The organism is Actinophytocola oryzae, from assembly GCF_004364325.1.
Lineage (GTDB): Bacteria > Actinomycetota > Actinomycetes > Mycobacteriales > Pseudonocardiaceae > Actinophytocola > Actinophytocola oryzae.
Window position 1 is genome coordinate 348,373 of the sequence record NZ_SOCP01000005.1, and the last position, 26,382, is coordinate 374,754.

Annotated in this window: 20 protein-coding genes, 1 tRNA gene and 1 pseudogene; 12 read left to right on the forward strand and 10 right to left on the reverse strand. The window is 64.1% G+C overall.

Annotation, left to right across the window (positions count from 1 at the left end; genetic code table 11):
- Positions 1–65 precede the first annotated feature (65 nt).
- Positions 66–620, forward strand: coding sequence for a TetR/AcrR family transcriptional regulator (locus CLV71_RS16250; RefSeq protein ID WP_133903591.1), 555 nt, complete (start codon positions 66–68; stop codon positions 618–620).
- Positions 621–629: 9 nt separating this feature from the next.
- Here CLV71_RS16250 and CLV71_RS16255 read toward each other — a convergent pair whose 3' ends face one another.
- Entirely contained in the window at positions 630–1,490 is an 861-nt protein-coding gene (locus CLV71_RS16255; protein WP_133903592.1) for an exodeoxyribonuclease III, read from the reverse strand.
- A 78-nt stretch (positions 1,491–1,568) separates the two neighbouring features.
- Here CLV71_RS16255 and CLV71_RS16260 point away from each other — a divergent pair, with 78 nt between their 5' ends.
- Positions 1,569–2,576 (forward strand): 1-aminocyclopropane-1-carboxylate deaminase, encoded by a 1,008-nt coding sequence (locus tag CLV71_RS16260; RefSeq protein WP_133903593.1) that lies wholly within the window; start codon positions 1,569–1,571, stop codon positions 2,574–2,576.
- Here CLV71_RS16260 and CLV71_RS16265 read toward each other — a convergent pair.
- Both CLV71_RS16265 and CLV71_RS16270 read right to left on the reverse strand, forming a co-directional pair.
- Positions 2,555–3,439 (reverse strand): LLM class flavin-dependent oxidoreductase, encoded by an 885-nt coding sequence (locus CLV71_RS16265; protein ID WP_133903594.1) that lies wholly within the window; start codon positions 3,437–3,439, stop codon positions 2,555–2,557. The two genes, CLV71_RS16260 and CLV71_RS16265, sit on opposite strands and share 22 nt — an antisense overlap.
- The gene (locus CLV71_RS16270) at positions 3,436–3,843 is read right to left on the reverse strand and encodes a hypothetical protein (RefSeq protein ID WP_133903595.1); all 408 of its coding nucleotides are present in this window, start codon (positions 3,841–3,843) and stop codon (positions 3,436–3,438) included. The genes CLV71_RS16265 and CLV71_RS16270 overlap by 4 nt, the downstream gene beginning before the upstream one ends.
- Before the next feature lie 107 nt (positions 3,844–3,950).
- On the opposite strand from CLV71_RS16270, the gene CLV71_RS16275 reads away from it, so the two are divergent.
- Positions 3,951–4,736 (forward strand): helix-turn-helix domain-containing protein, encoded by a 786-nt coding sequence (locus CLV71_RS16275; protein ID WP_133903596.1) that lies wholly within the window; start codon positions 3,951–3,953, stop codon positions 4,734–4,736.
- Positions 4,737–4,849: 113 nt separating this feature from the next.
- On the opposite strand, the gene CLV71_RS47675 is transcribed toward CLV71_RS16275, so the two are convergent.
- Positions 4,850–5,005 carry a hypothetical protein gene (locus CLV71_RS47675; RefSeq protein ID WP_166664120.1) on the reverse strand — a complete coding sequence of 52 codons (156 nt, stop codon included), beginning with the start codon at positions 5,003–5,005 and terminating at the stop codon, positions 4,850–4,852.
- A gap of 74 nt (positions 5,006–5,079) precedes the next feature.
- On the opposite strand from CLV71_RS47675, the gene CLV71_RS16285 reads away from it, so the two are divergent.
- Positions 5,080–6,909: an HEXXH motif domain-containing protein gene (locus tag CLV71_RS16285; RefSeq protein WP_133903598.1), complete on the forward strand. Its 1,830-nt coding sequence runs from the start codon at positions 5,080–5,082 to the stop codon at positions 6,907–6,909.
- A 4-nt stretch (positions 6,910–6,913) separates the two neighbouring features.
- Here CLV71_RS16285 and fxsT read toward each other — a convergent pair whose 3' ends face one another.
- Genes fxsT through CLV71_RS16300 form a run of 3 tightly spaced genes read right to left on the reverse strand, consistent with a single transcriptional unit; the run spans position 6,914 to position 14,227 of the window.
- A complete protein-coding gene (fxsT, locus tag CLV71_RS16290; RefSeq protein ID WP_424923880.1) occupies positions 6,914–11,287 on the reverse strand; it encodes an FxSxx-COOH system tetratricopeptide repeat protein in 4,374 nt (1,457 codons plus the stop codon).
- Between the two features lies 1 nt (position 11,288).
- Positions 11,289–12,377, reverse strand: coding sequence for an AAA family ATPase (locus tag CLV71_RS16295; protein WP_133903599.1), 1,089 nt, complete (start codon positions 12,375–12,377; stop codon positions 11,289–11,291).
- A gap of 11 nt (positions 12,378–12,388) precedes the next feature.
- Positions 12,389–14,227, reverse strand: a complete 1,839-nt coding sequence (locus CLV71_RS16300) for a VMAP-C domain-containing protein (protein ID WP_133903600.1) — start codon at positions 14,225–14,227, stop codon at positions 12,389–12,391.
- A gap of 513 nt (positions 14,228–14,740) precedes the next feature.
- Between CLV71_RS16300 and CLV71_RS50655 the strand changes: the two genes are divergently transcribed.
- Positions 14,741–14,929: a hypothetical protein gene (locus tag CLV71_RS50655; protein ID WP_424923885.1), complete on the forward strand. Its 189-nt coding sequence runs from the start codon at positions 14,741–14,743 to the stop codon at positions 14,927–14,929.
- Positions 14,930–15,089: 160 nt separating this feature from the next.
- Here the strand turns inward: CLV71_RS50655 and CLV71_RS16310 are convergent.
- Positions 15,090–16,539 (reverse strand): annotated as a pseudogene (locus CLV71_RS16310) (amidase).
- Positions 16,540–17,959: 1,420 nt separating this feature from the next.
- Between CLV71_RS16310 and CLV71_RS16320 the strand changes: the two are divergent.
- On the forward strand, positions 17,960–18,673 hold the full coding sequence (locus CLV71_RS16320; RefSeq protein WP_133903601.1) for an McrB family protein: 714 nt from the start codon (positions 17,960–17,962) through the stop codon (positions 18,671–18,673).
- Positions 18,670–19,668, forward strand: coding sequence for an McrC family protein (locus tag CLV71_RS16325; protein ID WP_166664121.1), 999 nt, complete (start codon positions 18,670–18,672; stop codon positions 19,666–19,668). Before CLV71_RS16320 ends, CLV71_RS16325 begins: the two co-directional genes overlap by 4 nt.
- Before the next feature lie 1,599 nt (positions 19,669–21,267).
- On the opposite strand, the gene CLV71_RS16330 is transcribed toward CLV71_RS16325, so the two are convergent.
- On the reverse strand, positions 21,268–22,005 hold the full coding sequence (locus tag CLV71_RS16330) for a type IV toxin-antitoxin system AbiEi family antitoxin (protein ID WP_133903603.1): 738 nt from the start codon (positions 22,003–22,005) through the stop codon (positions 21,268–21,270).
- Between the two features lie 471 nt (positions 22,006–22,476).
- Here CLV71_RS16330 and CLV71_RS16335 point away from each other — a divergent pair, with 471 nt between their 5' ends.
- The gene (locus tag CLV71_RS16335; RefSeq protein ID WP_133903604.1) at positions 22,477–23,202 is read left to right on the forward strand and encodes a hypothetical protein; all 726 of its coding nucleotides are present in this window, start codon (positions 22,477–22,479) and stop codon (positions 23,200–23,202) included.
- Positions 23,195–24,337 carry an ImmA/IrrE family metallo-endopeptidase gene (locus tag CLV71_RS16340; RefSeq protein ID WP_133903605.1) on the forward strand — a complete coding sequence of 381 codons (1,143 nt, stop codon included), beginning with the start codon at positions 23,195–23,197 and terminating at the stop codon, positions 24,335–24,337. The genes CLV71_RS16335 and CLV71_RS16340 overlap by 8 nt, the downstream gene beginning before the upstream one ends.
- A 309-nt stretch (positions 24,338–24,646) precedes the next feature.
- Here the strand turns inward: CLV71_RS16340 and CLV71_RS16345 are convergent.
- Positions 24,647–24,723: transfer RNA gene (locus tag CLV71_RS16345), tRNA-Leu, on the reverse strand.
- A 180-nt stretch (positions 24,724–24,903) separates the two neighbouring features.
- Here CLV71_RS16345 and CLV71_RS16350 point away from each other — a divergent pair.
- From CLV71_RS16350 to bcp, 3 genes are all read left to right on the forward strand, one after another.
- Complete coding sequence (locus CLV71_RS16350) at positions 24,904–25,086, forward strand: hypothetical protein (protein WP_133903606.1); 183 nt, start codon at positions 24,904–24,906, stop codon at positions 25,084–25,086.
- Between the two features lie 263 nt (positions 25,087–25,349).
- On the forward strand, positions 25,350–25,769 hold the full coding sequence (locus CLV71_RS16355; protein ID WP_133903607.1) for a hypothetical protein: 420 nt from the start codon (positions 25,350–25,352) through the stop codon (positions 25,767–25,769).
- Positions 25,770–25,802: 33 nt separating this feature from the next.
- On the forward strand, positions 25,803–26,267 hold the full coding sequence (bcp, locus tag CLV71_RS16360) for a thioredoxin-dependent thiol peroxidase (RefSeq protein ID WP_133903608.1): 465 nt from the start codon (positions 25,803–25,805) through the stop codon (positions 26,265–26,267).
- Positions 26,268–26,382 lie beyond the last annotated feature (115 nt).

Consider the following 26,382-nt stretch of genomic DNA (forward strand, 5'->3'; position numbering starts at 1 on the left):
ACTGACGCAGACGGTACACCCGTGTCAGACAGATGTGCAAGACGATTGTGTTGTACGGTTGTGCTATGGGAAACCGAGAAGACCTCCTGGTCGGTGCCATGCGTTGTCTGTTCGAGAAGGGCTATGCCCGCACCACGGCGCGCGACATCGCGTCGGCGGCGGGCGTGAGCCTGGCCGCGATCGGCTACCACTACGGCACCAAGGAAGACCTGCTGAACGCGGCGCTCTACCAGGCACTGGCCGAATGGGGCGACGACCTGGGCAAGGCCCTGGCCGCCGCGACCCGCCCGGACGCCACCCCGGCCGAACAGTTCGAGGAGACGTGGACGCAGGTACTGAGGACCTTCGCCGCGAACGAGCGCCTGTGGGCAGTCCAGTTCGAGCTGCTGGCGTTCCTGGGCCAGAAGCCGGACCTGAAGGCGGCCTTCGCCGCGGCGAACCGCCAGGGACGCCAGGGCCTGGCGGACCTGTTCGGCGTCACAGGCGAGACGGTCGGCGCCGTGTTCCAGGCACTCGTGGGCGGCCTGGCCGCACAGTGGCTTGTGGACCCCGAGAGCACCCCGTCCGGCCGAGACCTGCGAAAGGCGCTCCTGGCGATCGCCGACGCGGTCGGCGACTGACCCGGGAACCTACTTGGCCTGCGGTAACTTGACCCCCTTCCGAGGCCCGCGAGAGGACGGCGGCGGCACGACCGGCCCGATGTCCCCGTCCGGCGCCTCGTCGAGGTCCACGATCACCGGGGCGTGGTCACTGGGCCCGGTCCCCTTGCGGGCGTGCCGGTCCACCCAGGCGGCGGCGACCCGCCCGGCGACCGGCGCTGACGCGAGCATCAGGTCGATCCGCATCCCGAGGTCCTGGTGGAACATCCCCGCGCGGTAGTCCCAGTAGGTGAAGACCCGCTCCGACGGCCACCGCTCCCGAACCACGTCGTGCAGCCCCAACGCCTGCAACTCGGTCAGGGCGGCCCGCTCCGGTGCCGTGACGTGCGTCTGCCCGACGTACGCGGCCGGGTCGAACACGTCAGCGTCCGTGGGCGCGATGTTCATGTCACCGCACAGCATCGCCTCACCCGGACCGGCCTTGACGACATCACGCAACGCGGCCAGCCAGGACAGTTTGTACCGGTAGTGGTCGGAGTCCGGTTCCCGGCCGTTCGGCACGTACAGCGAGTGCACCCGCACACCGCCGCAGGTCGCGGCGACCGCGCGAGCCTCGGGATCGGGGAAGCCGGGCGCGCCCTCGACCCCGACGACCACGTCGTCGAGCCCGACCCGCGACAGGATCGCGACACCGTTCCACTGCGCCTGCCCCGCCAGCGCGACCTCGTAGCCACGCTCGGCGAGCTGGGCGCCGAGTAACTCGGTGAAAGCGACGTCGGTCAGCTTGGTCTCCTGCAGGCACACGACATCGGGCTGCCGCTGGTCGAGCCAGGGCAGCAGCCGGGGCACCCGCTGCTTGACGGAGTTCACGTTCCAGGTGGCGACTCTCACGCCGACGACGGTAGACCCACCCACCGACAAAGTGAGATGACCAGTGCGAACCCGCCGGTCAGGCGCTTTGATGGGACCATGCCCATCGACGACTTCGACCGTTTCCCACTGCTGTTCGGCCCCTCGCCGACCCACCGGCTCGAACGCCTGTCCGCACACCTCGGCGGCGCGGACATCTGGGCCAAGCGCGAGGACTGCAACTCGGGCATCGCCTACGGCGGCAACAAGACCAGGAAGCTGGAGTACCTCGTCTCCGACGCGCTGGCCAAGGGGTGCGACACCCTCGTGTCGATCGGCGGTGTGCAGTCCAACCACACGAGGCAGGTTGCGGCCGTCGCGGCCAGGGTGGGGCTGAAGTGCGTGCTGGTACAGGAAAGCTGGGTCGACTGGCCCGACGCGGTGTACGACAAGGTCGGCAACATCCTGCTGTCCAGGCTGGCAGGCGCGGACGTGCGGCTGGTGCGGTCCGGGTTCGGCATCGGGTTCAAGGAGAGCTGGCAGCAGGCGCTGGCGGAGATCGAGGCAGCGGGTGGCAAGCCATACCCGATCCCCGCAGGCGCCTCCGACCACCGTCTCGGCGGCCTCGGCTTCGCGAACTGGGCGTTCGAGGTGGCCGAACAGGAACGCCAGTTGGGTGTTTTCTTCGACACCATCGTGGTCTGTTCGGTCACCGGCAGTACTCAGGCCGGCATGATCGCCGGTTTCGCCGCGTTGGGGGGCGAACGACGGATCCTGGGCATCGACGGCTCGGCGAAGCCGAGGGAGACCCGGGACCAGGTCGGGAGAATCGCGCGCGCCACGGCGAAGCTGATCGGGCTCGAACGAGATCTGACCGACGACGAGATCCTGCTGGACGAGCGGTACCACGCAGGCACGTACGGCATCCCGGACGAGTCCACGATGGACGCGATGCGGCTGGCCGCCCGGACCGAGGGCATGATCACCGACCCGGTCTACGAGGGGAAGTCGATGGCAGGTCTCATCGACCTCGTCACCCGCGGTGAGATCGCCAAGGACTCCACGGTCCTGTACGCCCACCTGGGCGGCCAGCCCGCACTGAACGGTTACAGCGCGCTGATCGACTGACTTATCGTGTCCAGTCCGCGCCGCGGCTCCTCTGCCGCGACGCGGAGCACGACGTGCCGCACACCCGCCGCCAGGTAAGGCGCGAGAAACTCCCGCAGCCCGGCAGGCGTACCGCCGAAAGTGGCCTGCCGAGTGGAGATCACGTCGAAAGGCCTGCCGTACCACCGCTCGACAGTGGTGCGCAGCCGCTCTTGCGCGGTGTCGACCGAGGGGTCCAGCGCGACGGTGACGTAGAGCGCAGGCGTCACCTCGCGCCCTTCCTCCCGAACGCGACGCAACCCGTCCGCGTACAGCTCCGGTGTCGGCAGGTAGGGCAACCAGCCGTCGGCGAGCCGGCCCGCACGACGCTCCGCGCTGGCGCCTGCGCCGGCGAGCCAGATCGGTGGCGGCGCGGTGGGAGCCGGGGCGAGGGTCATCTCGTCGAAGGCGAAGTGGGTGCCGGCATGACTGACCGGCTTGCCGGACCACAACGCCCGCAACACGGCGACCGTCTCGGTCAACCGCCCGATTCGCCCGGCGAAGGGCACGCCGGCCGCCGCGAACTGCCGCTCGGTGTCCGGTGAGTCGAACCCGTAACCGAGCCCCACGATCAGGCGACCCCCGGAAAGCTGATCCAGGGTGGCGAGCCGGTGCGCCAGCAGGACCGGCTGGTGCATGGCGGCGAGCAGCACGCCAGTGGCGAGGGTGACCCGCCGCGTGGCCGTCGCCAGCCCGGCAAGCAACGTCACCGGATCGGGCAACCCGTACATGAACGGGCTGTCCGGCACCCACACGGAGTCAAACCCTGCCTGCTCGGCAAGAACACCGAGCTCGACCATGTCACCGACGTCGAAGGTGGGCAGCAGGTACCCGAACTCGGTCATGCCTCGATGAACTGGTAGTCGGCCCGGATCCGCCCGTCCGCGTCGAGCAGGAGGACGTCGGTACCCCATCCGACAACGGCGTCGCCGGAAACGGCCTCCCAGCCGAGCCGGACGACGTCGTGCACGCGGGCGACGTCGCCATGCCGCCGAAAGGTCATCGTCCCGGGGGCGACGAACTCGTCGTAGGCCCGCTCGACCCGGGCGGTGAGCTGGTCGTGCCCCCGCGCCTGGAAGACGGCGACGAGGCTGAGCCGCTCGGCGGCCTTCGCGGCCTCGTCCGGTGGTTGTAGGAAATGCATTCCGTCGTCGGCCCACAACGCGCCGACAGTGGCCCGCCGCACCTCGGACGACGGCTCGTTCCAGACCGCGACATAGCGGTCGGCCAACTCGATCGGGTCAAGCACGACTACCTCCTCGTGGGTTACGGCGGTCACGCTGCCCGCACGCCGTGACCTGGGCAATTCCCTGCGGGGAATAGCCGACTGTCGGTGCCGTGCGTTAGACACCACGAGTGACGTTCGCGAAGGAGCTGCGGGGTTGGCGGCAACGCAGAGGGGTGAGCCAGATAGAGCTGGCGTTACGTGCCGGTACGACACAGCGGCACGTGAGCTTCATGGAGAGCGGCCGCTCGACGCCAGGCCGCCCGATGGTGATCCGCCTGGCGGAGTCACTGGAGGTGCCGCTGCGCGAACGCAACACGCTGCTGCTGTCAGCGGGCTATGCCCCGGCGTACCAGGAGAGCGACTGGAACGACGAGTCGATAACGCCCGTGCGCAGGGCACTGGAGAGCGTGCTGCGCGGCCACGAGCCATACCCGGCGATCCTGGTGGACCGCCGAGGCAATCTGGTAGCGGCGAACAACGCGTTCCACACCCTGACCGAGGACGTGGCGCCAGACCTACGAGTCCCGCCGATCAACGTGGCGAGGTTGTTCCTGCATCCGGAGGGCCTGGCCCCCAGGATCGCAAACCTGGACGAGTGGGCGTGGCATGTCCTGGACGGCCTGCGGCTTCAGACGGCTCGCAATCCCAACCCACAGCTGACGACGCTGATCGACGAGTTGGTGGCCCTTGTCCCGAACCGTCCGAAGAAACCGGGCCCGGAACATCTGGGCTTCGCCGTCCCCCTGCGCCTGCACGCCCGGAGGGGCGAGTTACACCTGATGACGACCCTGAGCCACTTCGGCACGGCCCTCGACGTCACGGTGGCAGAGTTGAAACTGGAGGCATTCCTCCCGGCGGACGAGAAAACCGCGGCACTGCTCGCGACGACGATCACACATCAACGAACGACATGAGCGGAACCAACAAACTTCGGCGTGGTGGCGGGTCGACGGCCGAGGCGTGATGAGTGTGGGGTCGTCAAGCCCTTCCACAACACAGGGTGATGAGCCATCATGGAAATACTCGCTCATGCCAAGCCCTGGGCGGAGGGGAACGCAGCATGATTTCGATATCGCCGGATGCCGAACCAGGCTTCGAGTCCAAGCTGATCGACCTTGATGGTGTCGCCTTCGCCAGCCTGCGCCAGCTTGACAGTGCGGCGCTGCGCTGCTCGTTGGGTCATGTGGTTGAACGAACGAGGCGTTTGCGAGTACTGCACAGGTCCACCAGTTCTGGAGGTGGTGAGCGGATCGACTGATGAACCAGCCGTCAGATGATCCGCCCTTCTTTCACCGAATGTCCTGGCATGACTTCGACGCCTTCGCTCGTATCGAGGGCGACGCTGCCATGGTGCAGCGACTCCGTCGAGCCGAACGAAGCCGGCGGAAGCTGTTGTTGCGCGCCTTGATGGAGAATTCCGCGAAGGCAGAGGGGCTGTGCGGTCCCCTCCCGCCTCTCGACGCAGTGTGGGAGCTACTCGCCAGAGTCGAGGACATCTCACCCAAGGCCATCCACTGGCTTCTCTCTCATCCGTACACCGGCAGCTGGATTGGATATACGACACGATTGTTACGTAACCGGATAGACGGCGTGTGCCCCCTCTGGGTCCATGTGGGTCAAGCTCACGCTCTGGCCGCAGCGGCCGCTATTCGTGCTGGTCTCGACTTCGACATCGACGTGCCGGTGTGGGAGGGAAACGCCGCGTTGCCATCGCTCGGAGTGGCACGGCTAGCAGCGTCCGAACCATTCGAGGTGGCCACCGTAGTGGGCAGGAAAGGCCACTACGCGGTGACCAACGGGATCAGCGTGACGTACTTGCCCCAGCCGCTCGAATCGACGACCGACACGTGGTGGGCGGTTCGCCGAGCCCGGATTCATATTGGTAACAAACGGTTCTCACTGCATCTGGATGATCTCGATCCGTATCGCGGGCTGTACGAACCGATACTTCCGCAACGGACAGCAGACGACGAGATCAACGACTGGGAGCGCCTGATAGCCGATGCCTGCCAGCTGGTCGCGGCTCACCTGCCAGGGCTCGCTGAGAGCATGCCTGTCGGACTGACTTCACTGGTGCCCAAACCACAGGTGCTCTTTCAGAACCCCAGCGCTTCCACCGGGGAAGCGTTCGGCAGTGCGGTCGTCTGCCGTCCGACCGACGGTGCTTCCTTGGCCGCCACGCTGATCCACGAATTCCAACACATCGTCCTCGGTGGCATATTGCACCTCACCCAGCTGGTCGACCACGACCCGAGCGAACGAATCTACGTCGCATGGCGAGATGACCCGCGGCCTGTGAGTGGTGCATTGCAGGGTGTTTACGCATTTTTCGGCGCCACGATGTTCTGGCGCGCCCTGAGGCACAGCGATTCTGCAGTCATGGCGAACCGGGCCGCCTTCGAGTTCGCCTACTGGCGCCGACAGAGTTGGCGAACACTTGAGGTTCTCCGTGCGGAACCAGTCCTCACCGAGGCAGGCCAGCGGTTTCTCGACGGTGTTGCCGAGCGGCTTGGTGCGTGGCAACACGAGCCTGTTCCTCGGGAGTCGGGCGAGTTGGCCGCAGCAGCCGCCGCGGACCACTGGGCCGGCTGGCGGCTACGCCATCTGAGACCCGATCCGGCAATGGTGGTCGACCTGACGAATGCGTGGCTCGCCGGGCACAGCCGACCGCCGGTTAACGCACACACATCTACGCTTCAGCCGACACCCGTACCAGACGGCAGGTGGTCGCATGCTCGGCCCGAACTAATCCGGCTGCGGGTGAGTGATCCGGCGTGGGGGCGTCTGCCCAACTCCTGGTGTGTAGTACCGGAGGCCACCGCGGCCGACTTCGCCTACACGACTGGTCGCTTCACGGAGGCCGCCTGTGGTTTTCGCGCTGAACTGGCGGACGATCCCGACCGTCCGGCGTCGCTGGTCGGGCTCGGTCTCGCACTGGCCGCCCAGGGCGCGGATCCTGCTGCCCGCGCCCTGCTACACCGTCCTGAGACCGTGCGTGCGGTGCACCGTCGCCTACGACACACCGCTGGCCAGGTACCGACCCCGGAGCAGGTTGCCTCCTGGATCGGCCAGAACGTCGCGGAGTAGTGACTTACATCAGCATCGGGTCGATGTCGCAGTCCGCACGGGCGCCCTCCGTTGCGGCAATCGTGCCAGGATGGGACTCACCCAGGACCCTCCGGTAGTGGGTCAGAGTCGGCTCGTAGTACTGCTCGGCCTCGTCGGTGCGGCCGAGAGCCCTCAGGTCGAAGGAGAGGTTGACGGCGGCGGCGAGCACAGTGGGGTGGTCTGCCCCCAATGTCGCCCGGCCACGTTCCAGCGCATCCGCCCCGAGTTCCACCGCTCGATCGTGATTACCCAGCTGGGAGAGATCACTGGCGAGGTTGATGGTCGAGATGAGCGTGTACGGGTGGTCAAGACCTATACCACTGCGGAACTTCTCGAGTGCACGTTCGTTCAGTTCACGCGCTCCGGCAACGTCACCCTGAAGCCGCAGAGTCACCGCCAGGTCCACCGTCGCACCGAGCGTGTGGGGGTGGACCTCGCCGTAGATGCGACGATACAGGTCGAACGTCTCCTCGCCGAGCTTCTTGGCCGCAGCGAGGTCTCCGGAATGGCGAAGGTCGATTGAATACGCCAGCGCACAGGCCATGGCGGTGGGGTGTGTCGAACCGTAGATGAGCTGGAAGGTGTTGAATGCCTCGGTAGAGAGTGGCAACGCGCTGTTGTGATCGCCATCCTTGCGTCGGGCGATGGCCAACATGAAGGTGACAGTGACCGTCTCGGGGCTGTCCACCCCCAACCGCTGCCGATACAGCTCGGTGAGACGCTCCTGCTCGATCCGCGCCTTCATGTACTGCCCGGCCTCGCGTCGGTCGACGATCAGGGCGGTGTTGGTGCTGAGGGTCTTCGGATGGTCCGGTCCGAGTACCTCGACCCGACGCCGATGCGTGTCCTCGTCCAGCACCGCGGCGGCCTGGTAGTGGCCGGACAGCCTCAAGCTGAGGGCGTGCTGGAAGGCCGCGTTGAGCGCCTCGGGGTCGTCGTCGCCGAACAGACGGCTGGACCGCTGGTAGATGTCGGCGCTGAGCTCGCTCCCGGCGGCGAAGTCACCCCTTGCCCTGTGGTCGATGACGATGTTCGTCTGGAGGTTGAACGTCTCCTCCGCGTTCTCGCCGGAGACCTCCAGGCGGAGTGCGAGCGTGCGCTGGTTGAGTTGCGCCGCCTCGGTGAACTGGCCAAGGCCCCAGAGGTAGAAACCCAGCCGCGTGGACACTTCGAGGGTCTGCGGATCGGCAGGCCCCAGCTTTTCCGTGAAGTGTTCGTGCGCGCGTTTCGCGAGCTGCATCGCCTCTTCGTGGTCACCTGATACGGAAAGGAAGCGCATGAGGTTGATCACGAGCTGGCGAACCCAGCTGTCGTCGCAGTTGATCAGCTCCGCGGCGTAGGCGTGTGGCAGCAGCTCACGGTATCGCGGCCAGTTCCTGGCCGATTCTGGATCGTTCGGATCCAGGCTGGCCAGCAGTTGGTGAGCGCCGTGCAACATCTGTGCCTGGACGGCAGGTGCCATCACCCTGCTACGAAGGACCAGCTGTACCAGGCGGTGAAGTTGGATGGTGTTGTTCCCGTGATCGATCTTCGCCAACCCGTACCGGTTGATGTCACGGACCGCGCGCGCCAGTGTGATCGGGTTGCGCAGCGCCTCGTCCAGCTCGGGTGAGATCGACACCCTGCTGACTCCGGTGAACAGGTCACGGGATATCGGTTCCGGCGAGAAGAACGCACAAATATGTAGGATCTGATGTGCTGCGGGGTTGCGGGTCCTGAGCTCATCGAAGGATACGTTCCACGCGGCAGCGACTGACAGCTCGTAATCAGATGGCGCGGAGGTGTCGAGGATTTCGGCGACTGATTCGTCGAAAAGCCTCAAATACTCGCTCACCGGCATTCCGGTGACAGCTCGCCAGGCAGCGGCCTGCTCGATCGCCAGGGGTAGGTCACCCAGCTTCTCGGCCAGTTTGTCCGCTTCGACATTGTCGATCGTCGGACCGCGACGCCCAAGCAGCTCGATGCTCTCATGTCGTTCGAACACCGCGAGTTCAAGTGGTCTTGCCACACCTGCCCAGTCGGCGTTCCTGGAAGTAATCAGAATTTCACCTGGACCGTTCGTCGGGAAGAAGGGGCGCACCGACTCCGGCGTTTCGGCAGCGTCGAAGACAAGCAACCAGCGACGGTACGGGCGTCCGGTCCGCAAAGACTCCCGGACGGCTGCCACTGCCGTGTGGGCTTCGCTGCTGCCCGGAAGACCGAGCTGTTTGGCCAGATCCGTCAGACTGGAGCGGATCTGGGTCGGACGCGCCGCGTCGATCCACCAGATCAGGTCGTAGTCCTGGAGATGTCGATAAATATATTCGGTCGCGATCTGGGTCTTCCCGATACCGCCCATGCCGTGCAGGGCAGAAGGCAGGACCGCGGTCGTGCCACCCGCCGTCAAGCGCTTGCCCAACTGCTCGAGCAGTTCTCTTCTGCCGGTGAAGTTGGGGTTGCGAGGCGGTACGTTGCCCCAGACAGACGGTGGATCGTCTGGTTGCCGCTCGTGAACTCGCAGGCTCGACGCGGTCGACGGATACGCCATCGGTGCAGCCGACTCGGCTTCGTACGTATCCTCGTGCTGACCGGACTTCACCGGCGCCGAGCGGACAGGACTCGTGGTGGCAGCATCACTAGCCGAATCGGGCATATCGTCACTCGCAAGTTTACTGGCTGGGGCGGTGGCAACGGAATTCGCACTCGGTCCAGTGTCATGCTGTATCGCATGTCTGAGTCGGTCGGCACGGGAGAGATAGGGGCCGCTGAGGGCGCGCATGACCGTGCTTTCCAGCTCGACGTCAGCCATCGTCGCGAGTGTCAGCTCGGGGTCTGGCGTGCTGTGCGGGTCCGCGATCGCGTCCCGGAGGTGGCCGAGCACGCGAAATCTGTCGTTGAGCTGGGTGGCAGCTGCGCGCACGACCATAGCGGTTTCCGATCTTCGTGCCCCGCGCAGGAGTAGCTCACGGACGCCCGTGGCAAAGGTGATCGACTCCGCGTCCCAAGAAGCGCTCCCTTCGTTCGGGTCGGCTCGCAGCAATCCGCTGACGAGCAGTTCGCTGACATGCGCCAACCCAGCTTCGGGGACGAACCGCTCTCGCAGCAAGTCGAGGACAGGATTCTTAACCGGTAGTGCGGCGAGCAACGTCGCCAGCCGCAGTGCCGGAGGTGAGGCCACACTCTGGAACGCTCGCACTATCTGCGTGGCCGACGACGTCACGTCAGTCATCTCTTCGGTGACCGACGGCCGTGGTTGTCCCGAGGTCAACAGAACGCTGGCGCTCGTGGGCCGTCGGGACACACCGGTGACGAGCCGGCTCCACCAACCCAGCCACCGGGGTTGGAGCTCCACGACCGGAACGGGCACCGCATTGGCGTCCTCGTTTTCGTCCGGCTCCAGCCAAGCGTCGAGCAGCTCGTACTGCCAGTAGCAGTTCGGCTTCAATGCCGCGGGCACGGAAAGGTGCGCCCGCTGGACGGCGAGTCCCGCGCGACTCCACAGCCACTGAGGCAACACGTTCACGAGGGTCACCGGCATGGTGCGTGCCCAGCGCATCAGGACCGGCCCATAGAGGTCCTTCCGCCAGGCAGCGCTCACGCCGTCGGTCAGCACCAGGAGGATGCGTCGCCCGTAGGGGTCCAGTACCTCGCCGGGATCCCGTGCGACCCCTTCCCGATTGCTCCCGCGGAGAACTGGTTTCGAGTTCTGGTCGACATCCAGGAGGCGAACCTGCACGGAGCGGAATGCTCCTAGACGCTCGGCCATGGCGATGAACGCCCGAACGTGTGATTTCCACAGCACCAGTGATGGGCTGCAGTCCACCACAAGTGTCAGGTCGAGGCAGCGTTGCTCCTTCTTCCGGGTGATCGGCCACCATGCCCCGATCTGTGCTGCCTGTTCAGCGGTCGCTTCCTCGTCGAGGACGGTGTCGTGGTCGCGCCGCGATGGCACCCTGCGCTTGAGTGGACGCAGTGCCCGGAAATAGTCCAGCGTCCCCGGAAGCGCCGACTGGGCGGCAGGCTGCGAACGTTCACCCGACACGCCCGGCGAGTGGGGTACGTGGACCAGCCGGGACGGTACAAGTTCGGGTGCAAGAGGTGGCCCTTCGGGGGGAGGCGCGACGGAGTGGCTGTCCTGCTCGTCGACCGGGCCGAACTCATGCGGCGTGGAAGGGCTGACGGCCGGAGGTGTCGCCGGTGGCGTCTCATCCCGCTCGCGTTCTGTACGCGGTGTGATCGATTCACCCCGTTGCCGCACGGACGTGAGGTAGAGCGCGTCGCCAAGCTCGTGCCAGGTGAGCCTGTACGTGGGTGCGGCGTTCGATGGTCCCGGCTGGGGCGTGTGACGTGGTTCGGGCACACCGGCCGAGCTACCCACGTCAGTTCACCGTCGACAGGCGGCGCCACAAGGAGTCGACGAGACGCGGCCAAGCAACATCATCCGCCTGGTAAGCCCCGGAGGTAGCCAGGTACACGGCCTCGAGGAGCCGGTCGGTCGGGAGGGACCCATACTCGGTTCGCTTGGCGACGAATTCCCTGATCAGATGGTCATGGTCGTTACCGTGGGAATCACGCAGATGGTTGGCCACCATGGCGGCGAGTTTTTCGACATTCGGGTCCGGTATGTCCAACTGCAGACAACGCCTCAGGAACGCAGGCGGAAACTCACGCTCACCATTGCTGGTTATCACCACGACCGGGAAGGCATGGCACGCTACTCGACCGCCGACAACGGTCACCATTCGGTTCGGATCGGCGGCATGCACCGTGACCTCCGGCGCACGCTGCCACGTTCTGGCAAGCTCGGGAATGGTGAACTCGCCTTCTTCGAATATACTCAGCAGATCATTGGGAAGGTCGGCCTCGCTCTTGTCCATCTCGTCGATCAACAGGACACGCGGCAAGCGCGCAGGCAGGAAGGCGGTGCCCAGTGGCCCGAGTCTCACGAAGTCGCCAACCGGCGGTTCGTCGTGGGGGCCCGCCGTGGTCCCCACGCTGCTCGTCGCGGCAGCCTGCACACGCCCGATCGCGTCGTAGCTGTACAGGCCGGATCGCAGTTCGGTCTGGCTGGTGATTCCCCAGCGTAGAACCGCACCCAGCCGCAGCTCCTGTGCGATTCGATAGGCGAGCGCGGACTTGCCGGATCCTGGATTGCCGGTGACCAGCAGAGGTCGACGCAGATAGAGCGCGGCGTTGACCATATCGAGCTCATGAGGATCGACGTGCTGCTCCGTGAGGTAGCCCGCCGAACCGAGTCTGCGTTGCGCTTCGCCGTCATCCTCGGGAGGCGCGGCGTTCTCCTGCACCGGACCACCGTGGAATGTGCGCCACGGCGGCGGGTCGGGAAGTATCTCGGCCAGATCGATGTCGTGGATGGGTCGACCAGTACCGCGGTAGATCCACCAATCCGGCGCCTCGAACCGTGGCGTCCGCCGCGGCGCTCCAGGGTCTACTTCATTCGCGCTCATCGCAGATATCCTTACGATGGGGACGTAACTGTCGGTTGACCAAGCGACAACAACCTGTCCGGATCATCCCATAACAGTATGAAGCCACCGATCAGGTTGGACTGCGTGGACTCGGCAACCGAATACATGGATTTTCTGGAGCTCTGGGTCCGACTCGGCAGGCTCTTCAGTCCGCCGTTGTCGAGGAGCCGGTTGACCATTTCCTGCAGCTCCTGCCGGGACGCTGTGGGGTGCCAGCAGAGCACCGGGATGCCTGACCGGAGCGCGGCAGTCAGCTCGTCGGGGCCCGCGCCCGGCTTCGGGTGAGGAGCCGGGGCTTCTGTCATCACCAGGCCCACCCATTCGAGGTCGCTGAGAACGGCATCCATGCGATGGTACTTGGCGGCGGAAGCCAGCGGGAGAAAAACCCTCGACGACGAGGGATCCCGGAGCATGGAGGACCATCGTACCCGCCACATGCGGTGCCAGTGCGCGGCGCGCATCCGTTCTAGAGAACGTATAGCTATCTCGTAGTCGAGACACAGCGGGCGTGGATCACCGGAATCATGCTCCTTCTGCCACAAATGCACGGGCAGATGGAACAAGCTGCGCGGCAGGACGAATTCAAGCGCTGCGCTGACGCTCTCACCCGCCCATACCAGTTCCGTTTCCTTGATCAGGTCGTCGGTACGGAACTCGAGGTCATCCACCATGACGTCGAAAGATCCACCAAGCTGAGGTGGCCAGTCCAGAGGATCGTCCTGCCGCCAGTAGCTCAACCGGCAGATCCTCTCGTCGATCGCATCCGGCTCGACCGCGAACACAAGGTAGAGACGGGGTTCGGCAGGGATCTCCGTCCAACCTTCTCGACGCAGGCGAACCGCGTCACCGCGGCGTAAGCGGACTGCCTGGTGGTTCGCCCACTCCGCGAGTCGCTCGCCGACCTGGTCGTCCACCTCCATGGCGAGGAGGTCGACGAACGCGAGATTGGGTGGCAGTCCGTCCGGCCCCGCGTTGAAATCCGACAGGTAGGCGAACACCTCCCACGCGGTACCGGCAGGCGGGATGGGCACCGTCGGTCCCGCGGCACGCCGCACGAGGGTGGGCAAATGCGGAACAGAAAGATCGGCAAGCAGATCCCGCAGCCGGTTGAGATCCGGTTCGGAGACCACCTCCCAAGGGCGGTCGTCCTCGTGCATCTCGGCTTCTCCGGAAGGCTGGGGCACCGGCGAGGCCCAGTCATCCGGCAGGCGAAGCCATGCCGCGGTGGAGGTTTTCTTGACTTCGACCGGAATTTGCCGGTAGGCCCCAGGAACGGCGCCGGCGTCCTGCGATATCACTTCCTCGTAGAAGTACCGCGACGCTATCAGCGCGAGCACGCCCCGTGACGTGGCCAACGCCGACTTGGCCTCCGCCGCGTCCAGGATGCGGAAAGCATGATTCACGGCGTGGCCGACGAAGCCATGGTCGTTGCGACGGATCTCGCCGAAATGCATACCAACACGCAGCTTGACCTTGGCCTCGTCGGCGTGAACGACGTTGTAGCGGTGCAGACCAGCAACCAGCCGGGCGGGTAACTCGTCCGCGACACGGCTCTTGGAGATCGTCGGCGGGAGGAGGATCAGCGCACCGTCACCGCGGTCCTCGACATCGCACTCCCCAAGATCGATACCAGCCTCGGAGAAGGCGGTACCCAGTACGTCATACAAACCTTCCTGGACGGCAAGGAGGTGGGTCACGGTCCGCGACGGATCGGTAAAGCCAGCCACATCGACGACGACGATCGTTCGATGCTGTGTCGGGGGCAGTTGCGGCACGAACTCATCCCTCCCCACCACCGGGGCGCCGGACTCGCCGACCACGCCAACCATCAGTGATCGCCCACCCTCAGGAGCGCACAAGTGGTTAATACCAAAATTTTGGTACGAACGGTGTAGCCGGCGGCATTTGACAGGTGTGCGCGGACAGCGACAACGACAGTTGCGACACGATGGTGGTACTGGAGACCGACCTGCGTCGGGACAGGCTGCGGACGGCTTCCCGGTTCGATCTCCGCACTGTGGATCATCGGTTTGACCTGGACAAGCGGCGGCGAACACTCCGCTTCGGCGTAGCGCCGACAGCGTGCGGTCAACCCCCGCCGCCGCACGCCGACGAGGTGACGCTCCCCCCACCCACCATGCGACGAGCAGATGAGCTTCACTGCATTGGCACCTTTTTGTCATGTGTGTCTGGGAGGTGGGTCGAGCTTCGCCAGCAAGACGTCCTGGCTGCGGCCCGCGAGTCAACGAACAGCTAGTACCCCAGCCGACGGCCCAGCCCTCGATCAGGCGGTCGACGACCGTTCGACAGGGCCGATCCTGCTCAACCGGCGCGACAGGCGCATGGACCGGCACTGCGCCACCCAACGACTGCACAACCCCGCCCGAACCGCGATCGTGCGGCTACCGCGACTGCATCCACACCTGCTCCGGCACACCTACGTCACCACCATGCTCGACGCCGGCGTCGACCTCCGCGACGTTCCAAATCGCCGTCCGACACGCCGACCCACGCACGACCATGCGCTATGACCGAGCACGCAAGAACCTCGGCCGCCACCCCTCGCCGCCTACATTGCCAGCGCCACCTGATACCTCACCACACGCACATGCCGACGAGTGCGTGTCGGTAGAGATGGGAGTTCTCGCCAACGCCTGTCCCTGCCGTACCGTGCCAGCTGGCTGGTGCGCGCTATTCCGGTGCCTGGAAGCCGCCGGTCCTGTGCTCGAGCAGTTCGGCCAGCCCGAGCAGGGTGTGGTCCTCGAACATCGGGCCGATGAGCTGCACTCCGACGGGCAGGCCTTCTGGGGACCGGCCCGCGGGTATGGCGGTGGCGGGCAGACCGGGCATGGTGGCCAAGCCTGCCCAGACGAGCTGGTCGAAGTAGGGGTATTCGACACCGTCGATGTCGATCCGGCGTGTCAGGGGATTGGGGTTGTGGTCGTGGGGGAACGCGGGAGTGGGTGTGATCGGGCACACGACGGCGTCGAACTCCGCGAACAGCTGCCGCCAGCCGTGGCGGTGGACCTCGCGGCGGTTGTTCGCCTCGAGCCAGTCGCGGTGGCTGCACACCATGGCGCGCAGCCGCACGGCGTCGAGACTCTGGTCGTCCGCGCTCAGTCCAGCGGCGCGGGTGCGCAGGTGCTTGAGCGATTCGATGGGAAAACGCGCGACGGAGCCCGAAATCAGCAACCGCATGTAGAGCTCCGCGGCCTCGGTCAGATCGGGCAGTAGTGGACTGCGCCGTTCGACGCGGACGCCACCGTCGACCAGTGCGTCGGCCACCTGGTTCACGGCTGCTCGCACGGCGGACCCGGTTGGAATGAGCGGATGCTCGTCAACGACGAGGACCCGGAAGTCGGCGAGTCGCTCGTGGCGCGCGGGCGGCAGCGTTACCTTGTGCGCCACGCCGAGCGTCAGCGGGTCCGGTCCGGCCATGACGTCGAGCAGGAGCGAGAGGTCGCGGGCGCTACGGGCCATCGGGCCGACGACAGCGAGGTCGAGGTCGACCGGCAATGCCGGCTCGGACGGCTGGGTCATACCGCGGGTTGCCGCAAGTCCGAGCGTCGGTTTGTGCGCGTAGATTCCGCAGAAATGCGGGGGTGCGCAGCGAACCTGCCAGGTCGGAGCCGATGGACAGCGCGCCGAACCCGGACGCCAGAGCTGCCGCCGACCCGCCGGAGGAACCACCCGATGTGCGACCGTGGTGCCACGGGTTGGTGGTGGTGCCGTAGATCTCGTTGAAGGTCTGGATATCTTGCAGCCCCAACGGCACATTGGTCTTGCCAAGCACGACTGCCCCGGCGGCCTTGAGCCGTGGCACCTGTACCGCGTCCTCGGCCGGGACATAGTTCCGGTGTTGCGGCATGCCCCAGGTCGTGGGCAACCCGGCCATGTCATAGGACTCCTTGACTGTCACCGGGATGCCGAGCAGCGGTCGGTCCTCACCGCGAGCGCGTGCCTGGTCGGCACGATGTGCGGCCGCCCGTGCACGGGCGAAGTCCGGCACGCAGATCGCGTTGATCACTTTGTCGTCACACTCGATACGGGCGATCGCCTCGTTGGTCAGTTCCACCGAGGTCACGTCACCAGCACGCAAGGCGGCCGCGAGTACTTCGGCCGTCTGAAAACTCCATTTCACGAATCCGACGCTATCGACCTGCCACAGAGGGCACGAAATTCCGACTCGCGCAACGGGAGAACCGAACGGGTCACCTTCGTCGGCGAAATCGTGCACTCGTTTCACTGTCGAAGGTGGCCCACCGCAGGTCGCAGCGCTGACAGCAAGTCCACTCCACCCCGCCCAGGCCATGAAATGCCGCGTCGCGCAACAGGACGGATGTCTCACCTAGGCCCGCTGACAGTCGATGTTCCCGATCTCCTCATATCGTGCCCGCTGGACCGGGGCCGATATGGCGTCCGCGGCGTCTCCGAGGATTCCACGTGGGGCCACGGGCACCTCCACCACGACGCCTCTCGAACGGTCCGGCGCGACGCCCTGACCCACGCGTCAAAGGCAAGCCACGATCACCACGACAGTCCTGCTCGTCGCACCCAACTTCCTGTCATGCCGCAGTGCGGGCGACCGTCCAACGACTTCACGCTCGATGGGGGCTTCTGGTCGTAGTACGACATGCCTGTTGCTGTGACCGGAGTGGTTCACCGAGACTGTTCCAAGATCGGCTCTGGCGCACTTTCGGTGGTGACGTGCTGTGTTCAGTCGGGGAGGATGCGGTAGCGAAGGAGGCCACCTCGCCGGAGCCAGCGCTGCACAGGCGTCCATCGTCAGGTAGATCAACGCCTGCCCGCAGGTGATGGCTGACGCACCTGGGCACCCGATCCCCGCAATGGCATGCGAGACGTTGGGTGATCGATCGTCCTCGCCCGCACCGCCGGCCGCTCACCGTCAACGTCGATAGATGCGATCACCTGCGGCAACACTCTCCGAGTACACAGGCGGGCAGAATCGTGGCCGTACACAGAAGCTGATCTTGCTGTCACGCTCCGCAACCACCGAAAGTGCGCCAGAGCCGGATGAACCGTGGGGACTTCGCTACGGCCGTCCGGTCCGGCGGAGCCGCAATCCCACCCGAGCCAAGACCAGGATCACCAAGACCGGCGAGGACGTCTTACGACTACTGGAACATCTCCACACGCACGGGCAGCCATGCGTTCGGTGCCCGGGTCCAGACGCTGCGGCAGATCGTGGGTGCAGAACTACTATCGCGGTCAAAGGCCGACCAGAGCTGCAAGGCACGGATGACCACCGGGTTCTCTGGCCCTGGAGCGATGCGAATCCTCACCGCGGAATCGTCGACGATGTAGTCATCGGAGACTGGCGTTGCCGTGGAACGTCAAGGGCGGCCGCGGTGTCAATGGAGCGCTGCCCTCCCAACTCTGGGCCACCGAGCCCGCTGGGTTCGAGCAGATCAGCTGCATCTATACCGCCCAGGGCTCCGAATACGACCGGGGACGGCGTCATCTTCGGCCCCGACCTGGTCTGGCGAGGTGACCAGTGAGTCGCCAATGCTCGACCAGCAAGGACTTCGTCGCCGTGCGAGCTGGCCACATCGGAGCGTCGAACTCAGAGCGTCAAGCTGGTCCAGTTCCACCCCGCCTACTCCTACGAGGACTTCTTCGAAGGCATCCGACCGAAGGTCTCATCCGCCGACGGCGAGGAGTCCGCGGGGTTCGCGCTCACACCCGGTCCACTTCGTCGACTCGTCGACGCGGCCGAGAGCAACAATGACACGCCACATATCCTGATCATCGACGAGATCAATCGGGCAAACCTGTCAAAAGTATTTGGTGAGTTGTACTTTCTACTCGAGTACCGGCAGGCACGAATCACGCCACTTTACGCGGCCGACGCGAATGCCGAATTCTACCTGCCCGACAACGTGTTCTTCATCGGCACGATGAACACGACCGACCGCTCGATCGCGTCAATGGACGCCGCGATTCGGCGCCGCTTTGCGTTCGTCGAACTCCACCCGAACGAACCCCCCGTCAAGGACCTGTTGCACAGATGGCTCGAACGCGAGGGTCATGACACCGAGATAGCGGCTCTTCTGGACGGGCTCAACCGACAGATACCTGGGCGGGAACTGCAACTCGGCCCGCCCTATCTGATGAGACCCGAAGTTCACACTGTGGGTGGGCTCGAACGCGCCTGGCGATCGTCGATCATACCGCTGCTGGAGGAGAGATCGGCGCGACGACCTGCGACCTCGACGATGCATCAGCCGCCGCATTGTCGGACAGCAAGTTGGTGAAGCTCAGAAAACTTCACAACGGCCAATGGGAGGTACGGGCGAACCAGAAAGTCAGCGTGGCGCGAGTCGCAGGAATCGAGATTCGCATTAGCCCCAAGTTGGATATATCGAGGCTGTTCTTCATGATGGGTTACTATACCAAGACGATCAACTGGCGCGACGAGGACGTCGCGGTGGGGCAAGCGGAAGACCTGGTCGCCACCATGGCCGTGGTGTTCGAAAGACAGGCTGCCCGAGCACTGAGTCTCGGCGCGTTGCAGGGCTACAACGCGATCGACAGCACCTCGGCAGTGATGCGGGGAAAGCTTCGCCTGCCCGAACAGGTGCGCAGACACTACGGATGCACAATGCCACTGGAGGTCACTTACGACGAGTTCACGTTCGACATTCCTGAGAACCAACTCCTGCTGGCAGCGACCGTACGACTGTTGCGATTGCGCCGCCTCCCAGAGGAAGTCTGTCGACAGCTACGGCGAATCGTCGAACAACTGGTCGGTGTACGCCTGCTCAAACCACAGGAGCCGATACCGCAATGCCCGCCCACCAGGCTCAACGAGCGATACCAGTACGCGCTTCACCTCGCCAGACTTATCCTGCACGGAAGCTCGGCCGAGCTTGGTGAAACCGATGTCTCGGTCAGCGGATTCCTCCTAACCATGCACCGGATCTTTGAGGACTTCATCTGCGCTACACTCACCGAAGAACTGACAAAATATCGCGGCTATACAGATATACAGCGCGACATCTATCTCGATGAGGGAAACCAGGTGACAATCACCCTGACCTGGTTTGGCACGCCGGCCCGGAGCGGGCGTTGGCGGTGGTGGACGCCAAATACTACCTCGACATGGACAACGACCACCTCAAGCAGATGCTCACATACTGCACGGTTCTCAACGCGAACCGCGGCCATCTCGTCTATGCAAGGAAGTCAGGACACGAGACCCGGCACAGAATCCGAGGCGCCGGCATCGAAATCGTCCAACACGGGCTAAACTTACACACTTCTCGACGCGACCTCCTCTCCCAGATCCGCCACCTGGGTCAATGCATCGCCAACGATCTTTGACCTGACAGAAACTCGCCCAGCAGGTGGCCGCCCAGCCGCGACCGCGACCGCATTCGCACCCACGCCGCACCCAACGATCAAGTGACGATCTTGTTCTGACTGTTTTGGCTGGTCAGATGCCGTGGGGCCGAAGGGAGTCGAACCCTCACTGGCTGGAACCTAAATCGACTACAAGCCGCAGCACCCGTGGCGACCTGGGAGAACACCGCATCCAGAGGACTAGTCTGTAGATCCAGAGGCACGAGTGACCGGACGTTCGCACCCAATTTCGCACCCAACACGGTCACGCGCCCTGACGTCCGACCTCGCCCCTTGTACTTACACGCTCGCTAACCGAGCGGGTGTCATCGACATAATGAACGTAGGTGACCACCAAGAAGGGGCATGACGGGACCTCGCCCAGTACACTGCTGCCCAGTTCGGCCGTCACAGGAAGTCGAGCTTTGCGTGCTCGCAAAGAGGAAGGGTTAGATGTCTACGCCAGAGTCGCGGGCGAGGCGTAGCAGTGCCAGTCGGACGAGCTCCGGCTCCGGAATTCGTTGCCATGCGCCGTGGCTGCTAGGCATGTCGCCAAGAGCTCCGCGAAGACGTTGACGGTCGTGGACGGTGGTTGAGACCTGCATTGCCCGGTAGGCAGACCTGTTCAAGGCGATCTGCCCTAGGACAGCGAGGTCGTCTCGGTGCCGGTCGGTGTCGCGGGTGTCTGTCACTGCAGCTGCCGACTTGCCTACCAAGGCACCGAGGATGTTAGGTCGCCGGGCATAGCCAACCCTGTCACCGACTTTCACCTGCACGCGTTCAGCTCTAATTAGCGCCTGGTTGCCACCGGCGGCTGGCAACCCAACTCGGCCGGTCGCAGTGGTTGGCTGACGGTTCTGCCGCTCAATGTGATCAGAACCATGAGGTCGACACAAGCGTCGTCGCACCGGTATCGATAGCCGTAGCCATCACTCGTCTCGGCTTCGCTGAATCCGCGGTCACGAAGCAGGCGTGTGGCATCCTTGAGGGCGCCGCGACGCAGCCAGACATCGAGAACGACATCTGCGTCTTCCGTAGGGCGAATCAAGTCGATGTTGGCCTCAGCGCATCAAAGAGCCACCATCTGTCCCCCCATGAGAACCCACGGTGCGGCGAGATTTTCGTCCAGATCAAGAACGGCACCCCATGCGATCTCTTGCGGTCTAGGCATGCCCGGCAGCTGAATCACTGGCTGATCCAGCGTCGTGACAAAAGGCATCAGGCCCCGCGCGACGGCTTGCCAGGCAGCTGCTTCACGGCCGTCATCTGACTGGGAGTGGTCGGCAAGGGCGTTACTCGCTCCAAATGCATGCTCTTAATCGGTCCACCAAGCGGCGCCATCTTAAGCCGCCGTTCGACAGTCGCAATCGCCTCGGCAGGTTCACAACTTTGCGAGGCGATGGCGCCATCGCTAGACGCCATCGCCTCATCGTGGAGCTGCAGTATGTCTGCGATTTCGCAACCAGCGTAGGCCGCCAGCGCAGCTGCAATCACGTGCCGATCAGATTCAGCTGGCAACGAGTTGCCTCTCATGCTGCCCAAGGCCGCCGAGAACGTCCGCCAGCAGCGAAGCTCCTGCGCTTCGGCTACGGGTGTCATCACTGTCCAGCAGATCAGCAACAACTATCAACCGAGGGACAACCTGCAGGCCATTTACGACCCGCGATGTCTCATGATGCCAGCCAGCCTCTGAACGCACCTCATGCACCGTCAAGTTGCCTTGAGGGTGGGGCAGAAGGAAGAACTCGTCAACCAGGCGTCGAACAGTCATCTGATCAGCGTAAATCTCAGCCTCTGCACCATGACCCAACCCGGTCCCATAGCTACTAGCTGCACTGATCCCGCCCGCAATCGTGCCCTTGGATGCCAGCAATTCCTCAATGTCGCCTGACCCGATCCTGTACCTGCTCACCGAGGCGCGGGATTGCATCCACCACCGGCAAACCTGGGCATCGCCGTTGTTGTTCACCCATCGTGCGCGTAGACGGGCACGCTCAGCCGATGTCAACCACCCAACATCGATACCGTCAAACAGTGCTGCAGATGCCCATGCAACTCGCGTCGCCAAGGGCCGTCCGCGCACCCCTTCTACCGCGATACGACGACGTTCGAGGTCAGAGTCGTCAACCAGCCATAGCGAACCAACTCGACGCCCTGCCAGTCGACCGGACGCGAGCAAGCTTCGGACACGACTGGTGCGCACTCCCAGACGCTCAGCAGCCATAGCTACACTGACCTCGGTCATGACACAAGACTAGCGGAGTCGCTACACTAGTGCCAGTGGTCATCACCTAGTTGCCCGCTTCGTGCGGATGAAACCTGGTCTGAGCTGCACAGATGACGAGTGATCCATGAGGACGCGTACGTAAGGGCCCATCACCTTGGCTAGCGGCAGGTCAGCAATTGGGTGTCATCAGGCATGGCATCAGCGAGAGGGACTCCGCTGGTGCTGTGGACGCGCTGATCGCTGGCTATCAACTCTGGGCGACGCGGCCGGCCTGATCGCAGCGAGTCAAGACGCCCGGACGGTGCGGCATCACTTCCCCAGTAGATGCCACCTCGATGAAGCTTCCCAGGGCAGGGCCCTCGCCTGCCCTGCTGCCCTGATGCGATAGCTTGAGCATGAGCGACACGCCACTAAAGCATGACGATCGAATCCTGCGAACATCTAAAGTGATCTGGTAGACTCGCGGCATTCGCCTTCGGGAGGGTAGTCATGGAAGATGGCCGTCGCTGGTCGATCGAGACGTTCGGAGCGCATGGTGTCCACATCCGCAACCAGGTGTCTCTGCTGGTTCGAGACGAGCACACGGCCTCGGCTGATGCGCAGGACGCATCCGGGCACCGTAGCAAGAGCGTGTACGGGGAGTTCTGGCGCGGAATTCTCGAAAGGTTCGAGGAGTTCGGCAAGCTTCCTGGGGCTGCGCTCATCCGTCCGGGTCGGGCACCGTACAACATTCCTGTCATCAATGGAGTAGCGCTGTTCCCGTGGCGCTATGGGCGTAGCCGTGACCGTGACCTGACCACGACGCCGTTCGTGACGTCGGAGGCACGCACCGCGATGCTTGACCTTCGTGTCGCAACTCAGCCGGAGCTGAATCTTGGCCTGCCGCGACCGGAACTCACAGAGGAGGAGCAGCAGCTGACAGAGGTTGTCGAGGCTGCGATGGCCGATGCGAAGGTGAGTTCCAATAAGCTCGTGGTCGTAGCGGTCTCGAGTTCTGCCATCGCCCTGCACGACATAATTTGGGGCGATGTCACGCTCAGTGACGACGGGTACCTCGATTTTGGGTTCAGCGAGAGCCTTATGAGCCTGAAGCCCTCGAAGCTGTTCGCCGTTCCGGACACGGGCAAGACTTTCACCAGTGGCGAGCCGCCGGCTAGGGAGCTCGGGGTCCACGGCGTGGACGAAGCTTCGGGCGACGATCCGAGCGATGTCTGACGACTATCAGGGCGAGTTCGAGCTTTTCTCGAGTGAGCGAAGGCGTAGCTGCCATGATGTTGCGAGGGCCTTCGAACCTGCTCGTCTCACACAAGCTCGCATCCTCGCAGAATTCACGAAGGCCGAATTGGCTGAGGCCGTCCACGTCTCCGCAGCGGCGATTGGTCAGTATGAAGCGGGAGCCACGACTCCCAGGCCCGAGATCCTGCCGGTGTTGGCGAGAGTATTGAAGGTGCCGGTCGAGTTCTTCGCGACCGGGCGACCGTTGGGACGGCTAGACGCAGCAGAGGCACACTTCAGAAGCCTGAGGTCGACCCGGGCCAAGGACCGAGCCAAAGCAGCGACTCACGCAGAGCAAGTTTGGGAACTTACATACGCACTTGAGAAGCGTGTGCGGCTACCGGACGTGAGCTTGCCGACCGTTCCAGAAGGCGCATCTCCATCCGAAGCTGCACGAATAACACGTGAAGTGTGGCGGATCGAACCTGGCCCACTTGCCCACCTCGCGGCAACAATCGAGGCACACGGCATTGTTGTGACGCTCATTCCGCTGACGAACAAAGCGATCACCCGGGTAAGCGCATACTCAACAAGCGCTCTGGGCAGACCGCTGATTATCGCAACCCCGGAGCGCGCCGCCTCAATCTATCGGTATCGGTTCACCTGCGCACATGAACTTGGCCACCTGCTATTGCATTCGAACCCTTTGCCTGGAGACCGCCAACAGGAACGGGAAGCCGATGAGTTCGCGGCCGAGTTGTTGACCCCACATACCCAGATCGAGGCCCTTTTGCCGCGAACGATTCGAATGGCTGCGCTGGATCGGCTTAGCACGTCTTGGGGTGTCTCTATCGAGTCGCTGATCAGACGAATGGGTGAGCTTCGAATCGTGTCCGACGTATCGGTCCGTCGCGCATACCAGCGGCTCAACAACATGGCAGCTTTCCGTCGGGACGAGCCGATCGCGACATATCGAGGGGAAGTTCCATCTCTACTCAAGGACGCGTTGAGTCTCGCCGAACAACACGGGCTGACCCGTGCTCAACTCGCCTCCGAATTGTGTTGGTCCACCCAACATCTAAGCGAGGTTCTCGGCGACGCCGACTCCCGACCCCAATTGCACATCGTGAAATAGAAATTTCATCCGTGTAAGTGTGCAGATCCTGGCCGAGGCTCGTCCGCGCCCTACACTTGAAGTAGCGTCCGGACGCCAGGCCAGGGTCCGGCCGCCCCGTAACCAGGCAAGTCGTGCCCCGCATGTCACAGCAAGCGCAGGATCGGTTCACGAACTCGGTCGTGGCTCTCACCATCGCCCGAACTCGCCGAGCGCCGCGATCAGCCCGACGCCGTGCGACGACTGACGTCGCCATGACCGACGCATCGCAACCCGCACCCAATGATCGAGTTTTGCAATCTTGTTTAGTTCGTTGGTGCTGGTCAGAGGTGGTGGGGCCGAAGGGAGTCGAACCCTCACTGGCTGGAACCTAAATCCAGTGCCTCTGCCTGTTGGGCTACGGCCCCGGTGTTGCCTGGACAGCGTAGCCCGGGTGGTTCGCGGGTTGGTCACGCCGTCTGGGTTGGTGTTGGGTGGTGGCTCACAGGACTGTGATCCAGCTGTGTTCGAGATCGGGTTGGACTTCGGTTGGTGGGGACGGCGGGCCTACTACGCTGTCGGCACCATCACGCAACTGGAGGCCGGACATGCGCGCACCCCGTGCGTTGATGGCCGTTCTCCATCTGGTTGACCGGTTCGAGGCTAGTGGGATCTACGTGCCTGGTGAGGACAACAAGTCGATCTCTCCGTGGCGGGACTTCGGGTGGCTCTTCGCGGGCTTCCTGATCGCCACGGCGGTCTTCGTTCTGCTCTTTGCACTTGCTGCCTGAAACGTGTCGGCGGTCACTGCTGGTGGCTCTCTGGTCACAGCTCGGCCACGGCATGACACCAGGTCCGGCATGGCCCACTACAACCACCTGCCTCACCGGCATAGTGCGTTCAGACGCATCCGTCATCGCCCGGGAAGGGGTCCTTCGTGCCAGTGATCAGACTTGCGGTCGCGGCATGCCTTCTCCTGGTTCTCTCGGCCTGTGGCGTCAGCCTGGCCCCCACCAGCTCTGTTCACCAGTCGCTTCGGACTCCGGCGCCTTCTGTGGCTGCTGCGGAGCGGTCCGAGTACACGGCTGCGGACGCCGTCACCCGGTCGATCAGTCGGGACGTCACCTTGCTCGTGTCCAAGCCCACGTCCTTCACGCCTACCGAGGAGGCTTATCCGCGGGCGGCTCGGGCTGTGGCGTTCGAGTTGGTGATCGACAACCAGAGTGACACCGTGTATCGGCCGGCCCAGTTGTCGTTTGTTGCCACCGTCGACGGGACGACCACTGATCAGGTCATCGACACAACGCAGGGTTACAGCGGTGTCATGGGGACCGACGATGAGGTTCTGCCCAGCCAGACTTTGCGGTTCTCGGTCGCCTTCGGGGTGCACGAGCAGCCGTGCGCGGTTCGGGTGGCGGTTCGGCCGGAGTCGGCCGCGGCCAGTGCCATCCCCATCTTCGACGGCACGATCTGATGGCTGTCGGTCCCACCGGATAACGTCCTCGCCATGACTCGACTCTCCGAGGGCGACACCGCCCCTGACTTCCGACTGCCGGACTCCGACGGCAACGACGTCTCCCTGTCCGACTTTCGCGGACGGCACGTCCTCGTCTACTTCTATCCCGCCGCGGGCACCCCTGGCTGCACCAAGCAGGCATGTGACTTCCGGGACAACCTCGCCGAACTCAACGATGCCGGGTTCGCCGTCGTCGGCATCTCTCCTGACAAGCCTGCCAAGCTTGCCAAGTTCGTCGCTGACGAAGGGCTCACCTTTCCGCTTCTCTCCGACCCCGACCGGAAGGTTCTCGACGCCTGGGGCGCATTCGGCGAGAAGCAGAACTACGGGCGCACGATCATGGGCGTGATCCGCTCCACCTTCGTCGTCGACCCGGATGGCAAGATCCTCAAGGCCATGTACAACGTGCGTGCGACTGGTCACGTTGCGAAGTTGCGAAAGGACCTGAAGGTATGACGGGCCTGACACGCAACTGAAACTAAATTGCGGGCAACCTGATGGGATTGTCGCGCGTACGTCGCCGACACGCGGAAAGTTGTCACTCGACCGGGTCAACTTCGCGAATCCACGC

Excerpts from the sequence above, each read along its gene's own strand:
- CLV71_RS50655 (WP_424923885.1), top strand. The coding sequence starts at position 14,741 with ATGGACCGGCACTGCGCCACCCAACGACTGCACAACCCCGCCCGAACC.
- CLV71_RS16340 (WP_133903605.1), top strand. The coding sequence starts at position 23,195 with ATGTCTGACGACTATCAGGGCGAGTTCGAGCTTTTCTCGAGTGAGCGA.
- CLV71_RS16285 (WP_133903598.1), top strand. The coding sequence starts at position 5,080 with ATGAACCAGCCGTCAGATGATCCGCCCTTCTTTCACCGAATGTCCTGG.
- bcp (WP_133903608.1), top strand. The coding sequence starts at position 25,803 with ATGACTCGACTCTCCGAGGGCGACACCGCCCCTGACTTCCGACTGCCG.
- CLV71_RS16350 (WP_133903606.1), top strand. The coding sequence starts at position 24,904 with ATGCGCGCACCCCGTGCGTTGATGGCCGTTCTCCATCTGGTTGACCGG.
- CLV71_RS16260 (WP_133903593.1), top strand. The coding sequence starts at position 1,569 with ATGCCCATCGACGACTTCGACCGTTTCCCACTGCTGTTCGGCCCCTCG.
- CLV71_RS16250 (WP_133903591.1), top strand. The coding sequence starts at position 66 with ATGGGAAACCGAGAAGACCTCCTGGTCGGTGCCATGCGTTGTCTGTTC.
- CLV71_RS16335 (WP_133903604.1), top strand. The coding sequence starts at position 22,477 with ATGGAAGATGGCCGTCGCTGGTCGATCGAGACGTTCGGAGCGCATGGT.
- CLV71_RS47675 (WP_166664120.1), bottom strand. The coding sequence starts at position 5,005 with ATGACCCAACGAGCAGCGCAGCGCCGCACTGTCAAGCTGGCGCAGGCT.
- CLV71_RS16330 (WP_133903603.1), bottom strand. The coding sequence starts at position 22,005 with ATGACCGAGGTCAGTGTAGCTATGGCTGCTGAGCGTCTGGGAGTGCGC.
- CLV71_RS16295 (WP_133903599.1), bottom strand. The coding sequence starts at position 12,377 with ATGAGCGCGAATGAAGTAGACCCTGGAGCGCCGCGGCGGACGCCACGG.
- CLV71_RS16300 (WP_133903600.1), bottom strand. The coding sequence starts at position 14,227 with ATGGTTGGCGTGGTCGGCGAGTCCGGCGCCCCGGTGGTGGGGAGGGAT.
- CLV71_RS16265 (WP_133903594.1), bottom strand. The coding sequence starts at position 3,439 with ATGACCGAGTTCGGGTACCTGCTGCCCACCTTCGACGTCGGTGACATG.